The following is a 24647-nucleotide window of genomic DNA, read 5'->3' on the forward strand; positions in this document are numbered from 1 at the left end:
CCTCACTTCTGGAGCTGACGATGTCGCACACCCCCCGCCTCGCCCCCCGCCTCGCCCGCCGCCTCGCCCGCCGCCACGGCAGCCCCCTCGCTGCTGCCACCGTGGTGGCACTCGCCGTGGGGCTCGCTTGCGTCGCTGCCCCCGCCTCCGCCGAGTCCACGGCCGCCAACGACCCGGCCGACGCGACCGCCTCACTCACCGACATCCGCCGCGTCACGGTCAACCACGGGCCCGAGCAGGTCATCACCAAGGTCCGGTTCACCGACCTGGTGAGGTCCTCGGACGCAGGGCCGTCGGGAATGACGGTGTTCTTCGACAGCAGGCCCGGTCGCAAGGGCCCCGAGCTCCGCTTCGACACCGGCCTCCAGGAAGGCACCGACTACCAGGTGACCAGGACGAAGGGTTGGGCCCAGTCGGGAGACCGGCTGACCTGCCCGGCAAGCCTGCGGCTCAAGTGGGCCGAGGACGTCGCCGTCGTACGGGTGTCACGTGAATGCCTCGGCGACCCCGCCAAGGTGCGGGTCGCGGTCAAGATGGTCGACCTCTTCGACGGCTCGCACCCGGTCACCGACTGGCTGGGCAACCCGCGCTCGTTCACGTCGTACGTCGCGGCCGGCTGAGGCACGTCGGGCTCAGCCCACGGCGACCAGGACCACGGCGACGGCGCACAGGCCCAGGCCCACGGCCTGGGCCTGGTGCACGCGCTCGCGCAGGAGGCCGGCCGCGAGCACGACGGTGAACGCCGGGTAGAGCGAGGTGATGACCGCTGCGACGGCGAGGAGCCCGTCCCTCGTGGCCAGGAGGAACAGGCCGGTCGCGGCGGCGCCGAGGGCTCCGCCGAGCAGCCCCACCAGCGCCACGGGCTGCCGGGGGAGCCACGCCTGGCGCAGCGCCGTCGCCACGCCCACCACGACGGCGGCCCCGATGACCTGGTTGAGGGCCAGCGGGAGGAGCCCCGCCGACTCCGGCACCTGGGCCAGCGCCGCGAACAGCGTGCCGAAGCCGAGCCCGGCCAGGACGGCGTCACCGAGCCCGGTCCGGGTCGGCCCGTCGTGGGCGCCGTCGTGGGCGCCGCCCTCGGCGCCGGCGGGCACCCGGGCGACGAGCCAGATCGCGGGGATCGCGGCGACGATGCCCAGCCACACCACCGCTCCGGGTCGCTCACCGAGCGCGAGCCCTGCGACGATCGGGACGAGCGCCGCTCCGACGCCGGAGACGGGCGCCACCACGCCCATCCGCCCGGTCGAGAGACCGCGGTAGAGGAATGCCGTGCCGACGCCGTTGCCGAGGCCGGCCAGCACCGTCCAGCGCAGGGTGTCGCCGCTGACGGTGCCATCCACGAACAGGGCACCACCCAGGAAGAGCACCGCGCCGCCGAGCTGGGCGACCAGGGCGATCGCCCAGGGGCTGGTGCGCTGGGAGGCCAAGCCTCCGATGAAGTCGGACAGCCCGTAGGCGGCCGCTGCCAACAGGGAGAAGAGGATCGACATCGACAGCCAGCTCAGGTGGCGACGACGCCGACGACCCAGGTCAGCGTGGCCAGCAGGCCGGCCGTGAGCTCGATGAGGATGCTCAGCCCCACCGCCCGCAGGGCGTGCTTGGTCGAGGGCCAGGCCTGGGCGGGGCCCACACGACGGTGCTCGGCGAGGTAGACGCCCAGCACGAAGCCGATGACGATCCCGACGACAGGGACCACGAAGAAGCCGACGATCGCCGTGCCGGCCCCGATCCACTGGGTCGAGGCGGGGATCCCGGCGTCCTTGAGGTGCTTGCCCGGGACGGCGTACTTCACCACGGTGCCGACCAGCAGCAGTGCCGTTGCGATCGTGAGCACCGCCCACCCGCCAGCGGTGCCGATGGTGATCGCCCAGGCGAGGACCGCTGCGAAGATCAGCGCGGAGCCGGGCAGCAGAGGCACCAGGATGCCGGCCAGGCCGACCGCCAGGGCGACGGCGACGAGGACTTCGGTGAGGCTCACGCCGGACACCTTGTCACGCAGCCCAGGAAAATGACCGATGGCCCCGGACTCGCGTCGGGGGCCATCGAGATGTCGGTGGGTGGCGTGGTCAGCGCTCTCGTTCCGGCTACGTCGCCGGCGTGTTGGTGAGCTTGTGCGTCTCGTCGATCACCTTGACGGCGACCTCCTTGAGCTTGTCTCCGTGCTCACGCGCGTGGTGGGCGCAGAACAGGAGCTCAGCGCCAGCTTGGAGCTCGACACGCAGGTAGGCCTGCGCACCGCAACGGTCGCAGCGGTCCTCAGCAGTCAGAGGAGCACTAGGGGCAACAGCAGTTGTCACTTCGGCCTCAATTCTTTCGGTGGTGTCCTTCTCAACGTTAGCGAGGGGTCCCAACATTCCTGGCGGTACCCCCGCCCTACGTGTCGTAGCCCACGTCGATCGGAACACAGGAGTTCTTCCCTCCCTGCCGGCGTTCATGCACTGGACGCTGATCTGTCCAGACCGGTGGGGAGCTGGTGCTGCCTGTAACGGTGAGTCTGAACCTTCATCGGCCCAGGGGCGGCCGATCCAAGGAAAGTCGCCGAGATCGTGTCCACTTCGTGACGTCCTCAGCGGGTCGAACGGTGGTGCGGTCGTGTCCTCACCGTAGAGCGGCCCCTGCGAGCGTGCCTTCACCAGTGCACGGCGTGTCGCGGGTAGATTCGGAGCCTGCACACCGCCCCACCACGCGGCCCACGTGAACCCCCGGTCGCCCGTTGCCCAGCAGGAGCCCCACGATCGCCGACAACACCTACAACGCAGCCCACCTCCTCGTGCTCGAAGGCCTGGAGGCGGTCCGCAAGCGACCCGGGATGTACATCGGCTCGACCGACACCCGCGGTCTCATGCACTGCCTGTGGGAGATCATCGACAACGGCGTCGACGAGGCGCTGGCCGGCGAGGCGCACCGCGTCGAGGTGACGCTGCACGCCGACGACTCGGTGGAGGTGCACGACGACGGTCGCGGGATCCCGACCGACAAGGAGCCCAAGACCGGGCTCCCTGGCGTCGAGGTCGTGGCGACCAAGCTGCACGCGGGCGGCAAGTTCGGTGGCGGCTCCTACGTCGCGACCGGTGGTCTGCACGGCGTCGGTCTCTCGGTCGTCAACGCGCTCTCCTCGCGCATGGACATCGACGTCGACCGCAGCCCGAGCCAGCAGGGCCTGAGCTTCCAGCGCGGGGTCCCGGGCGTCTTCGACCACGAGGGCCCGCGCGCCGGCTTCACTGGACAGTCCGGCCTGACCCGCAAGGGCAAGCGGGTGGCGAAGGACAAGACGGGCACCCTGGTCCGCTTCTGGCCCGACCGACAGATCTTCACCAAGGACGCCCGCGTCGAGCTCGAGGGCCTGCTGGGCCGTGCGCGGCAGACGTCGTTCATCGTGCCCGGGCTCGAGCTGGTCATCCGTGACCTGCGCGGACCCGACCCGGTCGAGGAGAAGTTCCGCCACGACGGTGGCATCGCGGAGTTCGTCGACTTCCTGGCCCACGACGAGCCGGTGACGGACGTGCTGCGGCTCCAGGGCAGCGACACCTTCACCGAGACAGTGCCGATGCTCGACGCGCAGGGCCACATGACCCCTCAGGACGTCGAGCGCGAGCTCCACGTCGACATCGCGGCCCGCTGGGGCAAGGGCTATGACACCGAGGTAAAGAGCTTCGTCAACGTCATCGCGACCCCCAAGGGGGGCACGCACGTCAGCGGCTTCGAGGCGGCACTGACCAAGACGTTCAACGACGCCATGCGGGCGACCAAGGCGTTGAAGGTCAACGACGACGACGTGATCAAGGACGACGTGCTCGAGGGCCTGACCGCGGTCGTGACCGTGCGCCTGGCCGAGCCGCAGTTCGAGGGGCAGACCAAGGAGATCCTGGGCACCCCGGCCGCGCGCTCCGTCGTACGCAAGGTGGTGGCGGCGGAGCTCAAGGAGTTCCTCACCTCCACCAAGCGGCACGAGAAGGCGCAGGCCAAGCTGCTGATGGAGAAGGTCGTGGGGGCCTCCAAGACGCGCCTGGCTGCGCGTCAGCACAAGGAGACCCAGCGCCGCAAGAGCGCCCTGGAGTCCTCGGCGCTGCCTGCCAAGCTGGCCGACTGCCGGGCCAACGACAACGACCGCACCGAGCTGTTCATCGTCGAGGGTGACTCGGCACTCGGCACGGCCAAGCTGGCGCGCAACTCGGAGTTCCAGGCGCTGCTGCCGATCCGCGGCAAGATTCTCAACGTGCAGAAGGCCTCGGTCGGCGACATGCTCAAGAACGCCGAGTGCGCCTCGATCATCCAGGTGGTCGGGGCCGGCTCCGGGCGCACGTTCGAGCTCGAGGCCAGGCGCTACGGGCGGATCATCTTCATGGCCGACGCCGACTCCGACGGCGCCCACATCCGGTGCCTGCTGGCCACTCTCTTCTTCAAGTACATGCCCGAGCTGATCGCCGAGGGGCGCGTCTACTCCGCCGTCCCTCCGCTGCACCGGATCGAGATCTCGGCCCCCAAGAAGGGCCAGGACAAGTACGTCTACACCTATTCCGACGACGAGCTGCAGCGCAAGCTCGCGGAGCTGAAGAAGAAGAACACGAAGTGGAAGGACCCCGTTCAGCGCTACAAGGGGTTGGGGGAGATGGACGCGTCACAGCTCGCCGAGACGACGATGGACCCGCGGCACCGCACGCTGCGACGCATCACCGTCGATGACGCCGACGCGGCCTCCACCGTCTTCGAGCTCCTGATGGGCTCGGACGTCGCGCCGCGCAAGGAGTTCATCGTGCAGGGTGCCTACGAGGTCGACGTGGAGTCGTTGGACGCCTGAGGTAACCGTGGCACGGGTTGCACGACCCGATCAGAAGGACGTGGCGTGCAGGCACTGCATCGTGTCGGGGTCGATGGTGGTGAAGTACTCACCCACCGAGTAGTCATCGTGACCGCCGAACAGCTGCGGCTCGTAGCGGTGGGGCGCCACCGTGGTTTCGTCGTCCTCGTACGTGGCGCCGAGCCGGTCGGCATCCCTGGCCAGTGATGCCGTCTTTGCCTGGTCGGGAACGGAGGAAGGTCGTGCACTGGCCCTCCATCGAGGCAATCTGGGCCTTCGAGCGCGGCGGGTAGTTCGCTTCGTAGCCATCGTCGGGACGCTGCTCCACCACGAGCGGGCGCGTCGTCGAGCCCCTGGAGTTGGCGGCCCCATTCGAGGAGCAGCAGCGGCATGAGCGCGACGTCCCCTCGCCTACGTGCCCGACGAGGTCATCAACCAGTGGGACGACCAGGTGTGGCGACACCTGAGCGAATCCCCGCGACCTGCAACGTCGGGCCCGGAGCGGCAAAGACCGGATCCCGCCTCAGGATCCCCCGACATTGTGGTCGATCCGGTCTCCCTGGTGGACCAGATCGATCGCAATGTCGGGGGGCACGGCGCACCACTCACCACGTCCGGTCATCGGCCATGACCGGATGGGCCGTCACCCACGGCTCCCACTCCCGTGGCAGCGATGACCGCTGTCGCTGTCAACGCGCACGATGGGGCTGCGGCGACGGGAGGCTGGCTCCAACGTGAGCAGGCATTGATGCGCGGCGCCGATCGACGAGATGCGCCCTGAGCGATGGTGGCCCCTCGCGCGATCGTCGTCGTGCAGTGCGCCCGGCGCCGCGGTCACGTAACCGTGGCACTCGCGCGCCGTTGAGCCCGTGGAAGATCTCGGGCTCTAGCGAAGGACAACGCGATGCGGCGTCGACTGCTCCCTCTTTTCCTCGCGCTGGGGCTAGCCCTCGCGGGTGCAGTGCTGACCGGTCCCGCACCGTCGCGCGCCGACCCCGTGGTGGTCCCGGACATCGACGGTGGGCTCGCCACGTGCACCCAGCTCACCCCGCACGCGGTGGCGGTGACCGGGGAGCCGGTGCGCCTCGACGTTCGGATCCTGCTCGACGGGGTCACCCGCGACCACGCCGAGCAGGGGGTGGTCTCGATGCGCAAGGCCTACCGCCCCCTGGGCATCGGCGTCGCGGCGACGTACGACGTCGTGGACCTCTCGGGGGTCGACGCCCAGCGGCTGATCGAGCAGGCCAAGGACCGCTACGGCGGTCGGCGTCCGGCGGGGGTCGACGTGGTCTACGCGATGACCGTCAAGGACATCACGAGCACCGGTCCGACCGGCGGCCAGCTGATCGGGCAGGCCGACTGCATCGGCGGCGTCCGCACCGCGCGCACGGCGTTCGCCGTGGGTGAGATCGGACGGGTCACCATCCCCACGACCACCGAGGGCACGGGCAAGGTGATGGCCCACGAGGTCGGGCACCTGCTCGGTGGGCACCACCACTACGCGAGCGCCGAGGGCCTGTTGGCGAGCGACCCGGCGACGATGTCCCTCATGGGACCGGCGATCGACCTCGACGCCCTGCGCTTCTCGAGCCTCAACCAGCTGATGGTGCGAGGGCACGCGCAGCGCTACGCCGACTGAGGTCCTGCGGGCGGTGTCTCAGACGTGCTGCTCGAGCAGGCCCGTGTCGACGTCGTAGACGAAGCCCGCGACGTCGGTGGTGGTCGGGATCAGCGGGTGGGCGCGGATCTTGGCGATGTCGTCGGTGAGTGCTGCGAGCTGGTCGGTGATGACACCGAAGGACTGCCACGAGGCGTCCTGGCCGGAAGACTCCGAGACCCGGCGCCGCAGCTCGTCCTCGGTGTGGGACGCCATGGCGCAGCGGGTGTGGGGCACGACGAGGATCCGGCTCACGCCGAGCAGGTGGGTGCCCAGGACGAGGGCCTCGAGGGCCTGTGGGGTGACCCGGCCCCCGGGGTTGCGGAAGATCTTGGCGTCACCGGGCTGGAGCCCGACCATGCCGAGCGGGTCGATCCGGGAGTCCATGCAGGTCACGATGGCGACGCCGGCGTGGGCGACGCCGTCGAAGCCGCTGAGGTCGAAGTGGGCGGCGAAGTCACGGTTGGCTGCGAGCAGGTCCTCGAAGTCGGTCACGAGCGCGAACTTAGCGGAGATCAACGCGGCCGTGAGCCGGTCTCGGCGAGACAGGCGGTGGTGTTGGTCACCCGGCGGAGCGCAGCAGCCGGGCGGCGTCCACGCTGCGGGTGGCCGCCCCGCGGAAGAGCACCAGCGCCGCCACGGCAGCGAGAACGGCACAGACGGCCGCCCCGGCAAACACGGCGTGCTCCTGGGGGATCCCGGCGCCGGCGAGCAGGTCGCTGAACTCCGCGCAGCGACTCTTGCCGTCGCAGACTTCCTTGGCGGAGGGCAGGGGGTTGTCCACGAGGTAGGAGTAGTAGCGGCGCAGACCGAGCGCAGTCAGGGCCGAGATGCCGATCAGCATGCCCACCATCCGCGCGACGACGACCATCGCGCTGGCCAGGCCGTGCACGGCGTCGTCGGTGCTGACCAGGATCGCGGCGTTGACGGGCGCGAGGGCCAGCCCGAAGCCGAAGCCGCAGAGGACCAGGGTCAGGTCGGAGTGCAGCTGCTCGAGGCTGGTGATGTCCCACTGAGCCATGAGGACGAACCCGACGGCCGCCATGAGCATGCCGGCCGCCGTGATGACTCCGGCGCTCACGCGGCGCGTGAGGTAGCCGCCGACGATCGCCCCGACCGGCAGTGCGACCAGGAAGCGGACCAGCACGAGGGCGGCGCTGAGCTGGGAGTCGCGATAGATCGTCGTGCGGGCGAAGAGCGGGATGTCGATGAGGGCAGCGATGAGGGCGGCGCCGACGAAGAAGCTGACGACGATCGCGCCCCAGGCCGGCGTGCGGCGCAGTGCGCCGGCGGGGATGAGGGGCGCCTCGGCGCGGCGCAGGTGGACCACGAGCGCCAGCGCCGCGATGGCCGACCCCGCCAGGTAGTAGTAGCCCTGGTCGGCGAAGAGCTGGATCTTGGGATCGGCTGTGGCGAAGGCCAGGATCACCCCGCCCAGGGTGACCGCCAGGAACAGGGCGCCGACGAGGTCGGCGTCACGCATGCTGCGGACCCAGCCCCTACCGTCGACGATCGGTCGCCGGGCGGTGAAGCAGCGCACCACGAACAGCACGCCGGCGACCATGCTGACGGCACCGACCGGGGTCAGCCAGCGGCCCTCGCCCGCGAAGGGGATGAAGATCTGCCCCCAGGTGAGGTCCTGGAGCAGGGACGGCGGCCGCACGAAGACCAGCCCGCCGGCGCCGATCGCGATGAGCAGGAGGAGGGCGCCGAGGCCGTCGCGACGCCCGCGGTTGGTGACCAGACCGCGTCCTGGGGGGTCGGATCCCTGCGGTTGGTGACCAAACCGCAGTGCCGAGATCGCCGCGGCCAGCACCAGTCCGACCGCCACGTTGATCAGGAAGATGGCCCGCCAGTCGGCGACGGCGAGCACGACGGCCCCGAAGAGCGGGCCGATGACGCTGCCGAGCTCCTGGACGGCGGAGACGATCCCGAGCGGGATGCCGCGCCGGTCGGCGGGGTAGAGGTCGGCGACGAGGGCCAGCGTGGCGGGGACGAGACCGCCGCCGCCGACGCCCTGGAGGAAGCGGCCCGACACCATCGTGGGCAGGTCGTAGGCCAGGCTGGTGACGAGGGACCCGAGCGCGAAGATGACGAGGGCGGCGACCAGCACCGGGACGCGGCCGCGCAGGTCGGCGATGCGACCGATCAGCGGCAGCATGGCGACGTAGCCGAGCAGGAAGCCCGAGATGATCGGGGCGGCGCGCTGGAGCTCCTCGGTGGACTCGCCGACGCCCCCCAGCATCTCGGGCAGCGCCAGCACGACGACGTAGGTGTCGGCGGCGGCGAACGCCACCGCCACGGACGCGAGGCCCAGCAGCAGCCGCGGCGAGGACCTCAGGGCGTCCACGTCACCTCACGCCCCCGTCGTGCGGTCCGTCATGGGGCGGTGATGTCCTGCTGCGTGCCGTAGTCGTCGAACCCGACCGTGTAGGTCATGGAGTCCTCGCCGGCGTAGAACTCGCCGGTGAGCACGGCCTCGCGCAGCTCGCCGTCCTCGGTGACCGTGTAGGTGGCGTCGAAGTCACCCGAGGCGCCCGGGATGATGTTCTCCACGACCGAGCCCGCGACCGTCCCGGTGTAGGCGGTGAGGATCTCGTCGTTGTTGGCGCCGCCGCGGATCGACTCGCCCTCCTCGACGCCCGTGGTCTCGGGCAGCAGCGAGGAGAAGCCGCTCTCGGGGCTCACGAGACCGGCCGGGTCGGGTGCGCCGTACTCGCCGGGGTCGACCTCCTGGTAGCCGGAGGTGAGCGGCAGCTCGGCGTAGACGAGGCCGTCGACCGCGACCACGGGCACCTCGAAGGCCTGGCCGGACAGCGACACGGTGATCGATCCCTCGAAGGCCGGGGCGTTCGTGCCGACGCCGGATGCCTCGAGGATGCCGGTGACGCCATCGGGCAGGTCGTCGGTCGAGAGGGTGAGCTGGAGGCCGCTGGTCTCGTCGAGGGTGCTCTTGGCCAGTGCCAGGACCTCCTCGGGCGTCTGGTCGGCGGCAGCGGGGGACTCCTCGTCGCCTCCGCTGCAGCCGGAGACGGCGAGCAGCAGGGCGCCGGTGAGGGCGAGGGGAGCAAGACGGGCGCGCATGCGCTCAGCCTTCCACATCGATGGGCAAGGTCGGCGGATCGTCGGGGTCCTCGTCGGCGTCCGCGAACCTCGCGGCCACCGGGCCGCCGCAGGCCGCGATGGCCTGCGAGCCGGGGATGCCGGAGCCGTCTCGGCGCCCATTTGCTTCCGGGAGGTCGATCGGGGCGCCGCTGGCGGCCGCCGCCCGCGCGGGGGCGGTGCCGGCCCAGGCGAAGACCAGCGCGTCCTCGCCCTTGAGGAAGCGGTGGCAGCGCACCCCGCTGGTCGCGCGGCCCTTGGGCGGGTATTCGTCGAACGGCGTCACCTTGACCGCGCCGGGCTCGGTGCCGGGCAGGGCGGTCGAGGAGCCGGAGGCGGTCACGACGACCGAGCCCGCGGGGTCCACGACGCCGAACCACGCCACGGACTCACCGGTGGTGACCCGGATGCCGTTCATGCCGCCGCCGGAGCGACCCTGGGGCCGCACGCCGTCGGCGCCGAAGTGCAGCAGCTGGGCGTCGGTCGTGATGAAGCACAGGGTCTCGTCGCCGGTGGTGAGCTGGACGGCGCCGACCACCTCGTCGTCGTCGTCGAGCCGGATCACCTCCCACTCGTCCCGGTTGAGGACCTCGGGGTTGACCCGCTTGACCGTGCCGGCCCTCGTGCCGAGGGCGAGGCCGGGGCCGGCGGCGGTCAGCGTGCACAGCGCCAACGGCCTCTCGTCCTTCTCCAGGGGCAGCACCTCGCTGACCTGGAGCCCGCCGTTGAGGTTGGGGTCGTTGGCCGAGGGGGGCAGCACCGCGGTGATCTCGAGCATGTCGACGCGCAGCAGCCGACCGGTCGAGGTGAGGACGCCGATCTCGCCGCGAGCGGTGGTGCGGACCGCGGAGACCACGACGTCGTGGTTGGTGCGGTCGCCGCCGGAGCCGAAGGACTCGGCGGTGCGGGTCCGGGCCAGGAGGCCGCTCGAGGAGAGCATCGCGAAGCACGCGTCGTCGGTCATCTCGATCGACGCCGCGGCGGCGATGGGTGCGGCTGCGCCGAGCAGGACCGTACGACGAGGGGTGCCGTAGGTCTTGGCGACCTCGGTCAGCTCGTCCCCGACCACCTTGCGCAGCAGCTGCTCGTCGCCGAGGATCGCGTCGAGCTCCTCGATCTGGCGACGCAGCTCCTGCCGCTCCTTCTCCAGCTCGAGCCGGCTGAAGCGGGTGAGCCGACGCAGCTGCATCTCCAGGATGTAGTCGGTCTGCGCGAGGGACAGGTCGAAGACCTCCATGAGTCGCTGGCGGGCGGCAGCGGTGTCGTCGCTGGTGCGGATCACCTGGATGACCTCGTCGATGTCGAGCAGCGCGACCAGCAGGCCCTCGACGAGGTGAAGCCGCTCGGCCATCTTGTTGCGCCGGAACTGCGAGCGACGGCGTACGACGTCGAATCGGTGGTCGAGGAAGACCTGCAGCATCTCGCGCAGGCCGAGGGTGCGTGGCTGGCCGTCGACGAGAGCGACGGCGTTGATGCCGAAGGAGTCCTCCATCGGGGTCAGCCGGTAGAGCTCCTCGAGGATCGCTTCGGGCACGAAGCCGTTCTTGACCTCGATCACCAGTCGCAGCGGGTTGTCGAGGTCCTGGAGGTTCTTGACGTCGGCGATGCCCTGGAGCTTCTTGCCCTGGACCAGGACCTTGATCCGCTCGACGACCTTCTCGGTGCCGACCGTGTAGGGCAGCTCGGTCACCACGATGGCCTTGCGGCGACCGATCGTCTCGATGCGGGCGGTGGCACGCATCTTGAAGCTGCCACGGCCGGTCTCGTAGGCGTCACGGATGCCATCGAGACCGACGATCTTGCCGCCGGTGGGCAGGTCGGGACCGGGCACGAAGCGCATCAGGTCGTCGATGGTGGCCTTCGGGTGCGAGATCAGGTGCCGCAGCGCCTGGACGACCTCGACCAGGTTGTGCGGCGCACAGTTGGTGGCCATGCCGACCGCGATGCCGGTGGTGCCGTTGACGACCAGGTGGGGGATGGCCGCCGGCAGCACCGACGGCTCGAGCTCGCGGCTGTCGTAGTTGGGCTTGAAGTCGACCGTGTCCTCATCGATTGAGGCCGTCATCGCCACCGCGGAGGGCGCCATGCGGCACTCGGTGTAGCGCATGGCGGCGGGGGAGTCGTCGGGCGAGCCGAAGTTGCCGTGGCCGTCGACCGTCGGCAGGCGCAGCGAGAAGGGTTGGGTCATGCGCACCAGGGCGTCGTAGATGGCGCTGTCGCCGTGCGGGTGCAGCCGGCCCATCACCTCGCCGACCACCCGGGCGCTCTTGACGTGCCCGCGGTCGGGCCGCAGGCCCATGTCGTTCATCGTGTAGAGGATGCGGCGCTGGACCGGCTTGAGGCCGTCGCGGGCGTCGGGCAGTGCCCGGGAGTAGATGACGGAGTAGGCGTACTCCAGGAACGACGAGCGCATCTCGTCACCGACATCGGTGTCGATGATGTGCTCCTCGAAGTCGTCGGGGAGGGGTTGGTTGGTCGTACGCCTTGCCATGCCCCGCATCCTTCCTTGCGCCGACCGTTCACCCGACGGTGGCACGCCGCCCAGGTGAAACGGGATAGATTGCCGAGCGTGACCGCCGAGGCTTCCCCCCAGCCCGACGAGGCCCCCACCGCTCCGCGGCACTGGGAGGCAGACGTGCTCCTGCGCGACGGGCGCACGGCCCACCTCCGCCCCATCGCCCCCAACGACGCCGAGCTGCTCGTCGAGTTCTACGCGCGAGTGAGCGACCAGTCGAAGTACTACCGCTTCTTCAGCCCGATGCCGAAGCTCTCCGAGCGTGACGTGGCCCGCTTCACCCAGGTCGACCACCAGGACCGCGTCGCCTTCGTGCTCCTGCTCCAGGGCCACATGATCGCCGTGGGCCGCTTCGACGTGGTCAAGCCCGGCGAGGCGGAGGTCGCCTTCCTCGTCGAGGACCAGCACCACGGCCGCGGGATCGCCCAGCTGCTGCTCGAGCACCTCGCCCAGGCCGGTCGCGAGCGCGGGGTCGAGCGGTTCACCGCCGAGGTGCTGCCCGACAACCACCGGATGATCCAGACCTTCCGCGACGCCGGCTACAGCATCGCCAGCGAGTACGACGAGGGTGTGCTGGTCCTCGAGTTCCCCATCGACCCGACCGACACCGCCATCGGGGTGATGCGTGGGCGCGAGCACCGCGCCGAGTCGGCGTCCATCGAGCGGTTCTTCAACCCGCGGTCGGTGGCCATCATCGGCGCCAGCCGCCGTCAGGACACGATCGGCCAGGCGCTGGTGCGCCACCTGGTGACCGGTGACTTCACCGGCCGCGTCTACGTCGTCAACCCGAGTGCCGCAGCCGTCTCCGGGATGCCTGCCTACAAGACCGTCGGTGACATCCCCGACGACGTCGACGTCGCGATCGTGGCGGTGCCGGCAGACGCCGTCGAGGACGTGGTGCTCGACTGCGCCGCCAAAGGCGTCCACGGCCTGGTCGTCATCTCTTCGGGCTTCGCCGAGACCGGCGAGGAGGGCCGCAAGCGACAGCGCCGCCTGGTCGGGCTCTCTCGCTCCTACGGCCTGCGCCTGATCGGGCCCAACTGCCTCGGCATCATCAACACCGACCCGGCGGTCTCCATCAACGCCTCGCTGTCCTCGGTGATGCCCGCCCGCGGTCGTGCCGGGTTCTTCTGCCAGTCCGGCGCCCTCGGCTCGGCGATTCTCGAGAAGGTCGCCAACCGGGGCCTCGGTCTTTCCACCTTCGTCAGCGCCGGCAACCGTGCCGACGTCTCCGGCAACGACCTCCTCCAGTACTGGGAGGAGGACGAGTCGACCGAGGTCGTCCTGCTCTACCTCGAGTCGATCGGTAACCCCCGCAAGTTCTCCCGGATCGCGCGCCGAGTCTCCCTGCGCAAGCCGATCATCGCCGTGCGCTCGGGCCGCACCACCCAGGGCGTCCCGATGGGCCACGCCGTACGCCGGATCGCCGCGCCGCCGCAAGCCGTCGACGCGATGTTCCGCCAGGCCGGGGTGATCCAGGTCGACACCCTCGATGAGATGTTCGACGTCGCGCAGCTCCTGGCCCACCAGCCGCTGCCGCGCGGCCGTCGCGTGGCGATCGTCGGCAACTCCGACGCCCTCGGGCTGCTCGCCGCCGACGCGGCCGTCGCAGTCGGGCTGGTCGTCAACAAGTCGGTCGCGCTCGGCGCCGAGGCCACGGCCGAGGACTTCGAGGACGCGCTCGACGCCGCCATCGACGACCCCGAGATCGACTCGGTCATCGCCGTCTACATCCCGCCGCTCAACGTCTCCGGCGAGGACGTCGCCAACGTGCTCGCCGCGGTCGGTGAGCAGTCGGACAAGCCGCTCGTGTCGTCGTTCCTCGGTGCGGAGGGTGTGCCCGAGCTGCTGCGCGTGCCCGACGTGGCCGGATCGACGGCTGGTCGCGGCTCCGTGCCGTCGTACCCCGCCGTGGAGGCAGCCGTGCGCGCCCTCGCGCGCGTCGTCGAGTACGCCGTGTGGTTGCGCACCCCCGACGGCCCGGCGCCCGACCCGGCCGAGGTCGACCTCGGCTCGGCGCGCCAGCTGGTCAACTCCGTGCTCTCCGAGCACCCGCAGGGCAGCGGCCTCACACGCGAGCAGGTCGGCGAGCTGCTCGGTGCCTACGGCATCAAGCTGTGGGCGGCCCGTCCCGTCACCACGCTGCGGCAGGCCCAGGCGGCCGGTCGCGAGCTCGGCTGGGACGTCGTGCTGAAGGCGACCTCCCACCCGCTGCGCGAGCGGCCCGACCTGGCGCACGTATGGCGCAACATCGACTCGACCGCGGTCATGCGTGACGCCTGGGAGTCGCTGACCCAGCTCGTGGGCGACCCGGTGGCGGCCGGCTTCGTGGTCCAGAAGAACTCGCCCCCGGGCGTGCCCGTGGCAATCCGGAGCCTGGAGGACCCGCTCTTCGGGCCGGTCGTCTCCTTCGGGATCTCGGGGCCGATCATCGAGCTCCTGGCCGACAAGTCCTACCGGATCCCGCCGCTCGGGGCCCGGGACGCGGCCGCCATGGTGCGCGAGGTGAAGAGCTCGCCGATGCTCTTCGGCTACCGCGGCGCCGACGTCGTCGACGTCGAGGAGATCGAGCGGCTGATCAGCCGCGTGGCCCAGCTGCAGAACGACCTGCCCCAGATCAGCTCGCTCGAGCTGGGGCTCGTCCTGGCCGGCACGCACGGCTGCACGGTCCTCACCGCCGAGGCTCGGGTGGAGCAGGTGGCCGAGCTGCGCTCGGACCTGTTCGTGCGCCGGATGCCCGACCTGCTCGGGGACACGATCCCGGGCTGAGGCCTCGTGACAGACTGCCGCCATGCGCAGCACCCGCACCGACGACCGCGACCGGATCCTGGAGCTCAGGGAAGCCATCGACCGCACCGGCTACTACCCCGAGGTCGTTGCCGACGGGGTCGTCGCCGCGATCGCCGGTGAGCAGGTCGTGTCGTTCTTCGTCCACCACGAGCCGACCTTCGAGCGGGACGAGGTGCGCCGCCACCAGAGCGTCATCGTCCTCACGCCGTCGCGGCTGGTCCTGGCCCACACCGACGAGCACGCCGGCGACGACCTGCTGCCCGAGCCCTACACGTCCACCTCCACCGAGGCCGTGCGGCTCTCGGCGGTCAAGTCGGTCGTGGTCACGCGCATGACCGCCAACCCGACCGGCGGCCCCACGCCGCCGGCCGAGGCCGTCATGACCATCGGGTGGGGCGGCGTCAGCCGTCTCGACCTCGAGCCGGCCGGCTGCAGCGACCCCGAGTGCGACGCCGACCACGGCTACACCGGGGTGCTGGCCTCCGACGACTTCTCGCTGCGGGTCTCGGCCGCGGCCGACGGCCTCGACGCCGTCGCCGGGCTGCTGTCCTTCGCCGAGTCGCTCTCGGCGCGGACCCACTCCGGGTGAGCCACCCGCACTTCCTCGAGCCGGCCTACGGCCAGCGTTCGCTCGGCGACGTCGTCCCCGCGGTCGCCGCAGCACTCGGCGTCCCGGGAGCCGCGGAGCCGACGGGTCTGGTGCTGCCCGACGCCGCGTCGTACGTCGTGTTCCTGATCGACGGGCTCGGGGCCAACCTGCTGACTCGCTACGCCCACGCGGCGCCCTATCTCTCGGAGCTGCTGGCCGACCAGCTGCCGGCCGCCCCGGCGACGTGCGGGGTGCCGTCGACGACCGCGACCAGCCTCACCTCGCTCGGCACCGGACTGTCGCCCGGCTCGCACGGCCTGGTCGGCTTCACCTCGCGGGTGCCCGGCACCGGCAAGCTGCTCAACGCGCTCCTCTGGGACCAGGACGTCGACCCGCTGGAGTGGCAGCCGCACCAGACGGCGTTCGGGCGGCTCCAGGCGGCCGGTGTGCCCGTCACTGTCGTCAACAAGCGGGAGTTCGAGCGCAGCGGGTTGACCCGCGCAGCGCACCGGGGCGGTGACTACGTGGGTGCCGACCTGGTGGGGGAGCGGATCGCGGCCGCCGTGGCCTCGTCGGCCGTCCGACCGTCGCTGACCTACCTCTACGACGGCGACCTCGACCGGACCGGCCACCAGTGGGGCGTCGCGTCGAGCCAGTGGCTGATGCAGCTGTCGATGATCGACGCCGAGGCCGAGCAGCTGCGCGAGACCCTGCCGTCCCACGTGCGCCTGGTCGTCATCGCCGACCACGGCATGGTCGACTCGCCGACGGACCGCCGCATCGATGTCGACGAGCACCACGAGCTCCGGGACGGGGTAGCCCTGATGGGTGGTGAGGCTCGCTTCCGCCACCTCTACTGCCAGCGCGGCGCTATCGACGACGTCGTGGCGACGTGGTCGTCCGTGCTGGGGGAACGGGCCGAGGTGATGACCCGCTCGACCGCGATCGGTCGTGGCTGGTTCGGCCCCGTCGACGCCCTCGTCCTCCCGCGCCTCGGCGACGTCGTCGTCGCGTGCCGCTCCGACCACGCGATCCTCTCCACCCGCGACTTCGCCTACGAAGCCACCCTCGTCGGCCTGCACGGCTCGCTCACGCCGGACGAGATGCTGATCCCGCTGGTCGTCGACTGAGGCTTCCTCGGTGGTCGCGGCTCAGGGCAGGTCCACCTCAGGATCGTTGAGCCGCCAGATCGCGTGCAGCTCCTCCTGGGTCAGGTCGGAGAGCGCGAGCACCCGCTGCAGGACCTCGGACTTGCGCGCGGTGTAGGTCGCCACGTCGAGGCCGCCCTCGTCGGCGAGCGAGCGCTTCACCGCGGCGTAGTCCTCCCGCAGGTCAGACCGCTCCCGCAGGACATCGCGCACCGCGAGGTGATTGCGCACGTTGAGCGAGCCGGCCGTGCAGACGTAGACGTTGCGCCGTGGAGTCTCGTCGGGTGGTCGGAAGGCCTCGCGACCCGGGACACCCAGGTCGCCGCGGTGCACGTAGCCGACCGACACCAGCGCCTCGACCGCCGCGGGCACCTCCTGCTGCGGCACGACCACGTCGACGTCGATGATCGGCTTGGCCGCCAACCCCGGCACCGAGGTGGAGCCCACGTGCTCGACGGTCGCGCCCGGGACCCCCACCAGCACGGCGCGCAGGTCGCCCGCGATCCGCTCGAAGGCCAGCGGCCACGCGTCGTCGTACGACGTCACCTCGATCATGCACCCAGGCTTTCACGTCGCGTCGGAGATCTCGCCGGGCGAGGCTGGGCGGGAGCGATCGCCCCTGTCGCCCGGGGGTTCTCGTATGCGGTGGTCAAACGTTTGACCACCGCACGAGGGTGAGGTGTCGGCGGCCGGGGGTCTGGGCGCTGGGCTGCGACATCGCGCCGACTCGGGCTACTGCAGGACCATCCGCGGCTCGCCGTTGACGAGGCCGGTGCCGGCGATGGAGCAGCGGCCACCGCGGACGGCGCCGGCGTTGTAGGCCTGGCGGACGCAGGAGCGGGTTGCGAGCTGGGCCCAGTAGTTGGGGTGCAGCGACTCCTGGACGTAGTAGGGGCTGTCGGAGCAGCAGGTGGTGACGGTGCGGATCTGGTTGACCCATTCGGTCTGGTCGACCGCGCCGGCCGACTGCCAGCTCGCCAGGCCCCGCTCCTCGTAGAGCCCGACGGTGCCCTCGCAGAGCCGGCGGCCGTTGAAGGCCGACGACAGGTCGAGGATCTTGGCGTTGGGCAGGCCGGAGGCGGTGACGGCGCCGGTCACGGTGGAGTTGATGGTGGGTAGTGCGTAGTCGTTGGCCCAGTCGGCGTCGGCGTTCCAGAAGCCGCACCCGCCGGTGCTCTGGCGGGAGAAGCCGCTCTCGGAGTAGCGGATGCCGCTGCCGCGGGGGAGCGGCGAGGGGTAGGTCTGCACCAGGAGCGTCCACGACGTGTCGGCGTAGCCGGCGTTGCGCATGGCGGTCTGCACGTTGCGGAAGGCTCCGGCGACGCGGGCCTTCACGGCGGCGATGTTGGCGGCGGTGAAGTTCTCGACGACGGAGCCGTCGTCCTTGCAGTAGTCCTTGGCCCAGGTGGGGGAGGAGAGGAAGTCCACGACGCAGGACTGCACGATCGAGGCGAATTTGAAGTCGTTGCCGCCGATCGAGACCGACACCATGTCCACGTTGTGGGTCGCGGCGAACTGCTGGAGCGCCTTGGCCTGCCCGACCTGGCCGGCGCCGTTGTCGTAGAAGTCGAGGCCGGGCTTGAAGGTGTCGCTGTTGCCGCCGCCCGTGGCCGTGGTGGCGCCGGAGCAGGCGAGGTTGAGGCCGTTGACGCCGCCGCCGATGAAGACCTCGGCCGACCTGCTGCGGTGGCAGCGGGCGATCTGCTCGCCGGTGCCGGAGGCGTTGTCGAAGTACGCCGTGGGGCCGAGCGCGTCGGCCCGGCTGGAGGAGGCGTTGGAGCTGCCGGCCCAGCGGCCGGCCTCCCCGCTGATGTAGGAGTCGCCGAGGCTCACGACCCACGGTGCACCCACGCCGGGGCCGTCGGCCCGCGCGGGGCTCGAGGTCACCGGCACCGCCAGCAGCGCGATGACGAGCGCACCGAGCAGGGCGAGGCAGAGCCGGGGGGAGAGGATCGTGGGAAGTCCGAGAGAGGTCACGAGCCGACCGTAGGGAGCGCGTGCTGCGCGTCACAAGAGGGATGTCCCTTGCACCTGGCCCGGGATGAGAGGATCCGCCGGTGGCTGAGCTGACCTTCTGGACCGGGACGATGGATGCAGGCAAGTCGACCCTCGCGCTGCAGACCAACCACAACCACGCCGCGCGTGGTCGGTCCGGTCGGATCTTTACCTGCAAGGACCGTGCCGGCGAGGCGCACATCTCCTCGCGGCTCGGGCTGACCCACGACGCGATCGAGGTGACGCACGACTTCGACTTCTGGCGCTACGTCGTCGATTCGCTGACCCAGGGCGGGCGCATCGACTACCTGATCTGCGACGAGGTGCAGTTCTACTCCCGCGACCAGGTCGACGGCCTTGCCAAAGTGGTCGACGAGCTCCAGATCGACGTCTTCTGCTTCGGCATCCTCACCGACTTCCGCACCCAGCTCTTCGTGGGCTCGCAGCGGCTGGTCGAGCTGGCCGACCGCACCGAGGTGCTCCAGGTCGAGGCTCTCTGCTGGTGCGGCAAGCGAGCCACCCACAACGCCCGCACCGAGGACGGCATCATGGTCACCGAGGGCGAGGTCATCGTCGTGGGGGACGTCGAGGCCCAGGACGGCCCGCCGGCGGAGGTCGCCTACGAGGTCCTCTGCCGCCAGCACCACCGCCGCAAGCTCACCGCGGCCAGGGCCAAGGCCGTCAGCCTCGCGCCGGAGCCGCTGCCCTTCGGCTGACCGCGCCGGGCGGTCACACCACCGGCAGGTGAACGCTGGTCGACACCGCGGGGAGGTCCGTGACCTCCGCGCCACCGGACTCGTTGCGCCCTGCGTGACTACTCGCCGTACCGTCCTCGCCTCGGGTGCCGGGGCCTCCGCCGCCGCCCTCACCGCCCGCGCCACCGGCCCCGCAAGCTCCGCCGGCCCCGCAAACTCCGCCGACGCAGGCGCAGCCCGCCGCGTCTTCACCCACGGTGTCGCCTCGGGCGACCCGTTGCCCCAGGCCGTCGTGATCTGGACCCGCGTCACGCCGACGCCGGCCAGCAAGCCCGGCTCCGGCAAGGGCCCGCAGGTCGCCGTGCGCTGGGAGGTCGCGCGTGACGCCGGCTTCCGCCACGTCGTACGACGAGGGGTCGCCCGCACGGGGCCCTCCCGGGACCACACGGTCAAGGTCGACGTCACGGGCCTGACGCCCGCGACCTGGTTCCACTACCGCTTCGCCCTCACGACCGTCGACGGCGTCGTGCACAGCCGCACCGGTCGCACCCGCACGGCACCGGCGGCCGACAGCGACCCTGGCCACCTGCGACTCGGCTTCGCCTCCTGCTCCAACTTCCCCGAGGGCTTCTTCGCCGCCTACCGCGGGCTCGCTGCGCGCGACGACCTGCACGCAGTCGTGCACCTCGGCGACTACCTCTACGAGTCCGGGACGAAGAAGCTGCGGGCTCACGTGCCCGACCACGAGATCGTCTCCCTGGCCGACTACCGCCAACGCCACGCGCAGTACAAGACCGACCCGGACCTCCAGGACGCCCACGCGAAGTTCCCCTGGATCGTCACCTGGGACGACCACGAGGTCACCAACGACGCCTACCGCGACGGCGCCGAGAACCACACGCCGGGCAGCGGACCTGACGGCGAGGGCAGCTATGCCCGCCGTCGCGCTCGCGCGCACCGGGCGTACGACGAGTGGATGCCCGCGCGCCTCGACGGCACGGCCGCGCTGGGTGACGGCACCCGCCTCTACCGCAGGATCCGCTTCGGTCGGCTCGCCGAGCTGAGCATGCTCGACCTGCGGACCTACCGTGACCAGCAGGTGACCCAGACCGGCACCGATGCCACCGTCGACGACCCCGACCGCACCATCACGGGCCAGGCGCAGCTCGACTGGCTGACCGACGGGCTCGACGACGGGCGGGCGCAGTGGAAGCTCGTGGGCACCTCGGTGATGTTCGCCCCGCTCAAGGTGGTGGCCCTGCCGCGTGACGTCGTGGCAGCCATCAACACGCTCTCGCCCCTGCTGCCCGAGGACGGCGCCTACGTCAACCCCGACCAGTGGGACGGCTACACCGCCGACCGGCGCACCGTCATCGACCACCTGCAGGAGGCCGAGGTCTCCGACACGGTCTTCCTCACCGGCGACATCCACAGCGCATGGGCGATGGACGTGCCGGTCGACGCCGGGAGCTATCCGTTGACCGGGTCGGTGGCGGTCGAGTTCGTCTGCACCTCGGTGACGTCCGACAACCTCAAGGACGCGCTCGGCACCCCGCCCCGCTCGGCGCCCAACCTGGCGGCCGAGCAGGCGATCATGGCGGCCAACCAGCACATCAAGTACCTCAACTTCGACGATCACGGGTTCTGCGTCCTCGACGTCACCGCCGAGCGCACCCAGTGCGACTGGTTCGTCATCGGGTCCCGCGCCGACCGGCGCAGCCCGGTGCGCTGGACCCGCTCCTTCCGCACGCTCTCCGGCTCCAGCACGGTCCAGGAGGTCGACCGCCCTGTCTCCTGAGCCGGGCGTGGGTGAGGATGACGTGGTGACCGGACCTCTCATCGACACTGCCGAGCTCCGCGACCTCCTCGCCGCGCAGCAGCCCGTGACGTTGCTCGACGTCCGCTACCGGATGGGCAGCAGCACCGGGCCCCAGGAGCACGCCGAGGCGCACCTGCCCGGGGCGGCGTACGTCGACCTCGACGCTGACCTCGCCGCGCCCGCCGGTGAGGGCGGGCGCCATCCGTTGCCCGACCCGGGCGTGTTCGCCGAGGCGATGTGCCGCGCGGGGGTCCGCCTCGACCGCCCTGTCGTGGTCTATGACGACTGGGCGGCGCACGCGGCCGGTCGCGCGTGGTGGCTGCTGCGCTTCCACGGCCACTCCGACGTGCGGGTCCTCGACGGCGGCCTCGCCGCGTGGCGTGACGAGGGCGGCGAGCTCGGGCGCGGGCCGGTGCACCCCCAGCCCGGGGACTTCGCCTGCTCCGGCCGGCAGGGCATGCCCGTCGTCGACGCAGAGACCGTGCTCGATGTGACCGTGCTCGTCGACGCCCGCGCGGCCGAGCGCTTTCGTGGCGATGTCGAGCCGGTCGACCCGGTGGCCGGCCACATCCCCGGTGCCGTGAACGTGCCGACCTCGCGCAACCTGACCGCCGATGGGCGCTTCCGCTCGCCCGAGGAGCTCCGGGCGACCTATGCCGACGTCGGGGCCGTCGACGGCGCCGACGTGGCGGCGTACTGCGGCTCGGGCGTCACCGCCACCCACGACCTGCTGGCCCTCGAGGTCGCCGGCGTGCGCGCCGCTCTCTACCCCGGCAGCTGGAGCGGCTGGATCACCGACCCGACACGCCCGGTGGCCACCGGCTGAGTCCGCCACCAACGGGTACCGGGACGACATGTCGACACTCAACGCCCTGGTCCTCAACTGCACCCTGAAGAAGTCGCCCGCCGCGTCCAGCTCCGAGCTGCTCGCCACGGAGCTGGTCGCCGCGCTGGCCCAGCACGACGTCGAGAGCGAGATCGTGCGGGTCGTCGACCACGACGTCCGATTCGGCGTCTCCACCGATGAGGGCGACGGCGACGGGTGGCCCGCGATCCGAGCGAAGATGCTGGCCGCCGACATCTTCGTCGTGGCCACGCCGATCTGGATGGGCCAGCCGGGCTCGGTTGCCAAGATGGTCCTCGAGCGGCTCGACGCCGAGATCAGCGAGACCGACGACGAGGGCCGCATGTCGACCTTCGGGAAGGTCGCCGGTGTCGCGGTCGTGGGCAACGAGGACGGCGCCCACCACACCTCCGCCGAGCTCTTCCAGGCCCTCTGCGACGTCGGATTCACGATCCCCGCCAACGGCGTGACCTACTGGGTCGGCGAGGCCATGCAGGGCACCGACTACAACGACCTCACCGAGCGGCCCGAGAAGACCGCGCTGACCACCCGCACGCTCGCGGCCAACGCCGCGCACCTGGCCCGGCTGCTGAAGGGCTCGGACTACCCGCCCGTCAGCTGAGGTCGAGCGCCACGGCCATCACCAGTGGATGCCCTTGAACACCTTCGCCAGCATGATCTGCTCCGACTCGCGCGTGCCACCGGTGGCATCCGCGCCCTTGGCGGCCGCTGAGTCGGGGAAGACGTGATAGGCCATGTTGAGCACCCGGAAGGCGAGCTTGGGCGCGACCGTGTGCGCGATCGCTCCGGCATTGCCGAGCATCGTGTTGATCTCGTGGGGGCGCTCGACCATCGCGGTGACCACCAGGTCCGCGGCCTGCGCCGGTGAGATCGTGGGGAACTTGTCGTAGAGCTTGGTCGGCGCGATCATCGGCGTCCGCACGAGCGGCATGTGGATGTTGGTGAAGGTCACCCCGTCACCCACGAGCTCCGACGACACGACGTTGCTCCAGGAGTCCAGCGCCGCCTTCGAGGCGACGTACGCCGAGAACCGCGGCGGGTTGGTCTGCACCCCGATAGAGCTGATGTTGACGACGTGCCCGCGGTGCTGGTCGCGCATCGTCGGCACCAGCCCCATGATCAGCCGGATGGCCCCGAAGTAGTTGAGCTGCATGGTGCGCTCGAAGTCGTGGAAGCGGTCGTGCGAGAGCTTCAACGAGCGGCGGATCGAACGGCCGGCGTTGTTGATGACGAAGTCGACCGACGGCAGCTCGGTGACCATCTGCTCGCACAGCCGGTCGATCGCCTCGAGGTCGGAGAGGTCGCAGGGGTAGACGTGGGCGGTGCCGCCGCGCATCTCGATGGTGGCCTTGGTGTCCTCGAGCTTGTCCTTGCCGCGCGCGACGAGGACCGGGATGCCGCCGGCCTGGGCGACCTTGAGCGCCACGACCTGGCCGATGCCCGAAGATGCACCGGTGATGACCACGTGCTTGCCGGTCAGCGCCGCGCGGATCTTGGGGTCGCGGCCGGTCGACTCGTCGAGGTGCTCCTCCCAGTAGTTCCACAGGGTGCGGGCGTAGGACTCGAGGTCGGGCACCGCGATGCCTGACCCGGCCAGCGCCTTCTCGGTGCGGCGGGAGTCGAAGGCGGCCGTGAAGCCGGTGTGGGCGAGCACCTCGGCGGGGATGCCGAGGCGGCCGACGGTCTGGTCGAGCAGCAGCTGCACAGCCGGGTTCTTCACCAGGCCGGTGAGCACGTTGGAGGGACGCAGGCGCCGGGGGAGCAGCGCCATCGGACCGCCCTGGGTGAGCGAGCGGTCCAGGGGCATCACGAACGTCGGGGCGCCCGCCGCCTTGCAGAAGGCGTTGACCATGTCGAGGGTCGGCTGCGGCTCCGGGTTGACCAGGTGGAAGGCCTCTCCGTCGTGGCCGGGCAGGTGCGCGAGGTGGTCCATCGCCTTGGCGACGTAGTCGACGGGCACCACGTTGGTGTCGCCGAGGTCCATCCCGACCAGCGGCAGCCAAGCCGGCAGGGTGTCGCGCATGAGCTTCATCAGCGGGAAGAAGTAGTAGGGGCCGTCGACCTTGTCCATGGCCCCGGTCTGGCTGTCACCCACCACGATCGCGGGGCGGTAGACGCGCCACGGCACGCCCGCCTCCTCGCGCACGATGCGCTCGGACTCGAACTTCGTGCGGTGGTAGGGCGACGGCAGGTGCTGGCCCTCGTCGAACATCGTCTCGTCGAAACGACCCCGGAACTCCCCGGCCGCCGCCACGGAGGAGACCTGGTGGAAGCACCCGGCGCGCAGCGCGTCGGCGAGCGAGACCGCGTTGCGGGTGCCGCCGACGTTCATTGCCTCGTTGGTCGCGTCGTCGGCGGTCATGTCGTAGATCGCCGCGAGGTGGAAGAAGTGGTCGACGGACCCGGCGTGATCGGTCACCCAGTCGTCGTCGACGCCGAGGCCGGGCTCACCGAGGTCACCGACGACCGGCACCACCCTGGCGGAGCCCCAACGCTTGATCAGCGCCTCCATGCGGTTCATCGAGCCGGCGCGCACCAGGACGAAGATGTCGCCCTCGCGGTGGTCGACGAGCTCTTGGACGAGGTGGCGGCCGATGAACCCGGTGGCGCCGGTCACGAAGTACGACATGACCGGAGAGTACTAGCAGGTAACCCTCGGGGGCAGGGGTCGAGC

Annotated in this window: 20 protein-coding genes; 10 read left to right on the forward strand and 10 right to left on the reverse strand. The window is 70.9% G+C overall.

The window, feature by feature from the left end; all coding sequences use genetic code 11:
* The first annotated feature begins 20 nt into the window (after window positions 1–20).
* On the forward strand, window positions 21–620 hold the full coding sequence (locus tag BM204_RS07935; RefSeq protein WP_091111860.1) for a hypothetical protein: 600 nt from the start codon (window positions 21–23) through the stop codon (window positions 618–620).
* Window positions 621–632: 12 nt separating this feature from the next.
* On the opposite strand, the gene BM204_RS07940 is transcribed toward BM204_RS07935, so the two are convergent.
* The 3 genes from BM204_RS07940 to BM204_RS22960 form a co-directional block, all read right to left on the reverse strand.
* Window positions 633–1490: an EamA family transporter gene (locus BM204_RS07940; protein WP_091111862.1), complete on the reverse strand. Its 858-nt coding sequence runs from the start codon at window positions 1488–1490 to the stop codon at window positions 633–635.
* 11 nt (window positions 1491–1501) lie between these two features.
* Entirely contained in the window at window positions 1502–1978 is a 477-nt protein-coding gene (locus tag BM204_RS07945) for a DUF456 domain-containing protein (RefSeq protein ID WP_091111864.1), read from the reverse strand.
* Window positions 1979–2084: 106 nt separating this feature from the next.
* A complete protein-coding gene (locus BM204_RS22960; RefSeq protein ID WP_371863246.1) occupies window positions 2085–2354 on the reverse strand; it encodes a DUF7455 domain-containing protein in 270 nt (89 codons plus the stop codon).
* A gap of 359 nt (window positions 2355–2713) precedes the next feature.
* On the opposite strand from BM204_RS22960, the gene BM204_RS07955 reads away from it, so the two are divergent.
* Together BM204_RS07955 and BM204_RS07960 are read left to right on the forward strand one after the other, a co-directional pair.
* Window positions 2714–4798: a DNA gyrase/topoisomerase IV subunit B gene (locus BM204_RS07955; protein WP_091111867.1), complete on the forward strand. Its 2085-nt coding sequence runs from the start codon at window positions 2714–2716 to the stop codon at window positions 4796–4798.
* 904 nt (window positions 4799–5702) lie between these two features.
* On the forward strand, window positions 5703–6437 hold the full coding sequence (locus tag BM204_RS07960) for a zinc-dependent metalloprotease family protein (RefSeq protein WP_143099690.1): 735 nt from the start codon (window positions 5703–5705) through the stop codon (window positions 6435–6437).
* 18 nt (window positions 6438–6455) lie between these two features.
* On the opposite strand, the gene BM204_RS07965 is transcribed toward BM204_RS07960, so the two are convergent.
* The 4 genes from BM204_RS07965 to BM204_RS07980 form a co-directional block, all read right to left on the reverse strand.
* Window positions 6456–6950, reverse strand: coding sequence for a beta-class carbonic anhydrase (locus BM204_RS07965; RefSeq protein ID WP_091111870.1), 495 nt, complete (start codon window positions 6948–6950; stop codon window positions 6456–6458).
* Between the two features lie 67 nt (window positions 6951–7017).
* On the reverse strand, window positions 7018–8805 hold the full coding sequence (locus tag BM204_RS07970) for an MFS transporter (RefSeq protein ID WP_246165975.1): 1788 nt from the start codon (window positions 8803–8805) through the stop codon (window positions 7018–7020).
* Between the two features lie 29 nt (window positions 8806–8834).
* Complete coding sequence (locus BM204_RS07975; protein ID WP_170259084.1) at window positions 8835–9539, reverse strand: LppX_LprAFG lipoprotein; 705 nt, start codon at window positions 9537–9539, stop codon at window positions 8835–8837.
* A gap of 4 nt (window positions 9540–9543) precedes the next feature.
* Window positions 9544–12048 carry a DNA gyrase/topoisomerase IV subunit A gene (locus BM204_RS07980; protein ID WP_091111874.1) on the reverse strand — a complete coding sequence of 835 codons (2505 nt, stop codon included), beginning with the start codon at window positions 12046–12048 and terminating at the stop codon, window positions 9544–9546.
* 78 nt (window positions 12049–12126) lie between these two features.
* On the opposite strand from BM204_RS07980, the gene BM204_RS07985 reads away from it, so the two are divergent.
* Genes BM204_RS07985 through BM204_RS07995 form a run of 3 tightly spaced genes read left to right on the forward strand, consistent with a single transcriptional unit; the run spans window position 12127 to window position 16581 of the window.
* Window positions 12127–14841 carry a bifunctional acetate--CoA ligase family protein/GNAT family N-acetyltransferase gene (locus BM204_RS07985; RefSeq protein WP_091111876.1) on the forward strand — a complete coding sequence of 905 codons (2715 nt, stop codon included), beginning with the start codon at window positions 12127–12129 and terminating at the stop codon, window positions 14839–14841.
* Between the two features lie 22 nt (window positions 14842–14863).
* The gene (locus tag BM204_RS07990; protein ID WP_091111878.1) at window positions 14864–15451 is read left to right on the forward strand and encodes a DUF5998 family protein; all 588 of its coding nucleotides are present in this window, start codon (window positions 14864–14866) and stop codon (window positions 15449–15451) included.
* Complete coding sequence (locus BM204_RS07995; RefSeq protein WP_091111879.1) at window positions 15448–16581, forward strand: alkaline phosphatase family protein; 1134 nt, start codon at window positions 15448–15450, stop codon at window positions 16579–16581. The genes BM204_RS07990 and BM204_RS07995 overlap by 4 nt, the downstream gene beginning before the upstream one ends.
* A 21-nt stretch (window positions 16582–16602) precedes the next feature.
* Here the strand turns inward: BM204_RS07995 and BM204_RS08000 are convergent, their stop codons facing one another.
* Entirely contained in the window at window positions 16603–17154 is a 552-nt protein-coding gene (locus tag BM204_RS08000) for a GrpB family protein (RefSeq protein WP_091111881.1), read from the reverse strand.
* Window positions 17155–17331: 177 nt separating this feature from the next.
* On the reverse strand, window positions 17332–18576 hold the full coding sequence (locus BM204_RS08005) for an SGNH/GDSL hydrolase family protein (protein WP_246165978.1): 1245 nt from the start codon (window positions 18574–18576) through the stop codon (window positions 17332–17334).
* An 80-nt stretch (window positions 18577–18656) separates the two neighbouring features.
* Here BM204_RS08005 and BM204_RS08010 point away from each other — a divergent pair, with 80 nt between their 5' ends.
* The 4 genes from BM204_RS08010 (at window position 18657) to BM204_RS08025 (ending at window position 22574) form a co-directional block, all read left to right on the forward strand.
* Complete coding sequence (locus BM204_RS08010; protein WP_091111882.1) at window positions 18657–19310, forward strand: thymidine kinase; 654 nt, start codon at window positions 18657–18659, stop codon at window positions 19308–19310.
* A 94-nt stretch (window positions 19311–19404) separates the two neighbouring features.
* Window positions 19405–21087, forward strand: coding sequence for an alkaline phosphatase D family protein (locus BM204_RS08015; protein ID WP_091111884.1), 1683 nt, complete (start codon window positions 19405–19407; stop codon window positions 21085–21087).
* Between the two features lie 25 nt (window positions 21088–21112).
* The gene (locus tag BM204_RS08020; protein WP_091112079.1) at window positions 21113–21934 is read left to right on the forward strand and encodes a sulfurtransferase; all 822 of its coding nucleotides are present in this window, start codon (window positions 21113–21115) and stop codon (window positions 21932–21934) included.
* 28 nt (window positions 21935–21962) lie between these two features.
* Window positions 21963–22574 (forward strand): flavodoxin family protein, encoded by a 612-nt coding sequence (locus tag BM204_RS08025; protein ID WP_091111886.1) that lies wholly within the window; start codon window positions 21963–21965, stop codon window positions 22572–22574.
* Between the two features lie 18 nt (window positions 22575–22592).
* Here BM204_RS08025 and BM204_RS08030 read toward each other — a convergent pair whose 3' ends face one another.
* On the reverse strand, window positions 22593–24602 hold the full coding sequence (locus tag BM204_RS08030) for an SDR family oxidoreductase (protein ID WP_091111888.1): 2010 nt from the start codon (window positions 24600–24602) through the stop codon (window positions 22593–22595).
* Between the last annotated feature and the right edge of the window lie 45 nt (window positions 24603–24647).

It is taken from the genome of Nocardioides psychrotolerans, from assembly GCF_900113685.1.
Classification (GTDB): Bacteria; Actinomycetota; Actinomycetes; order Propionibacteriales; family Nocardioidaceae; genus Nocardioides; species Nocardioides psychrotolerans.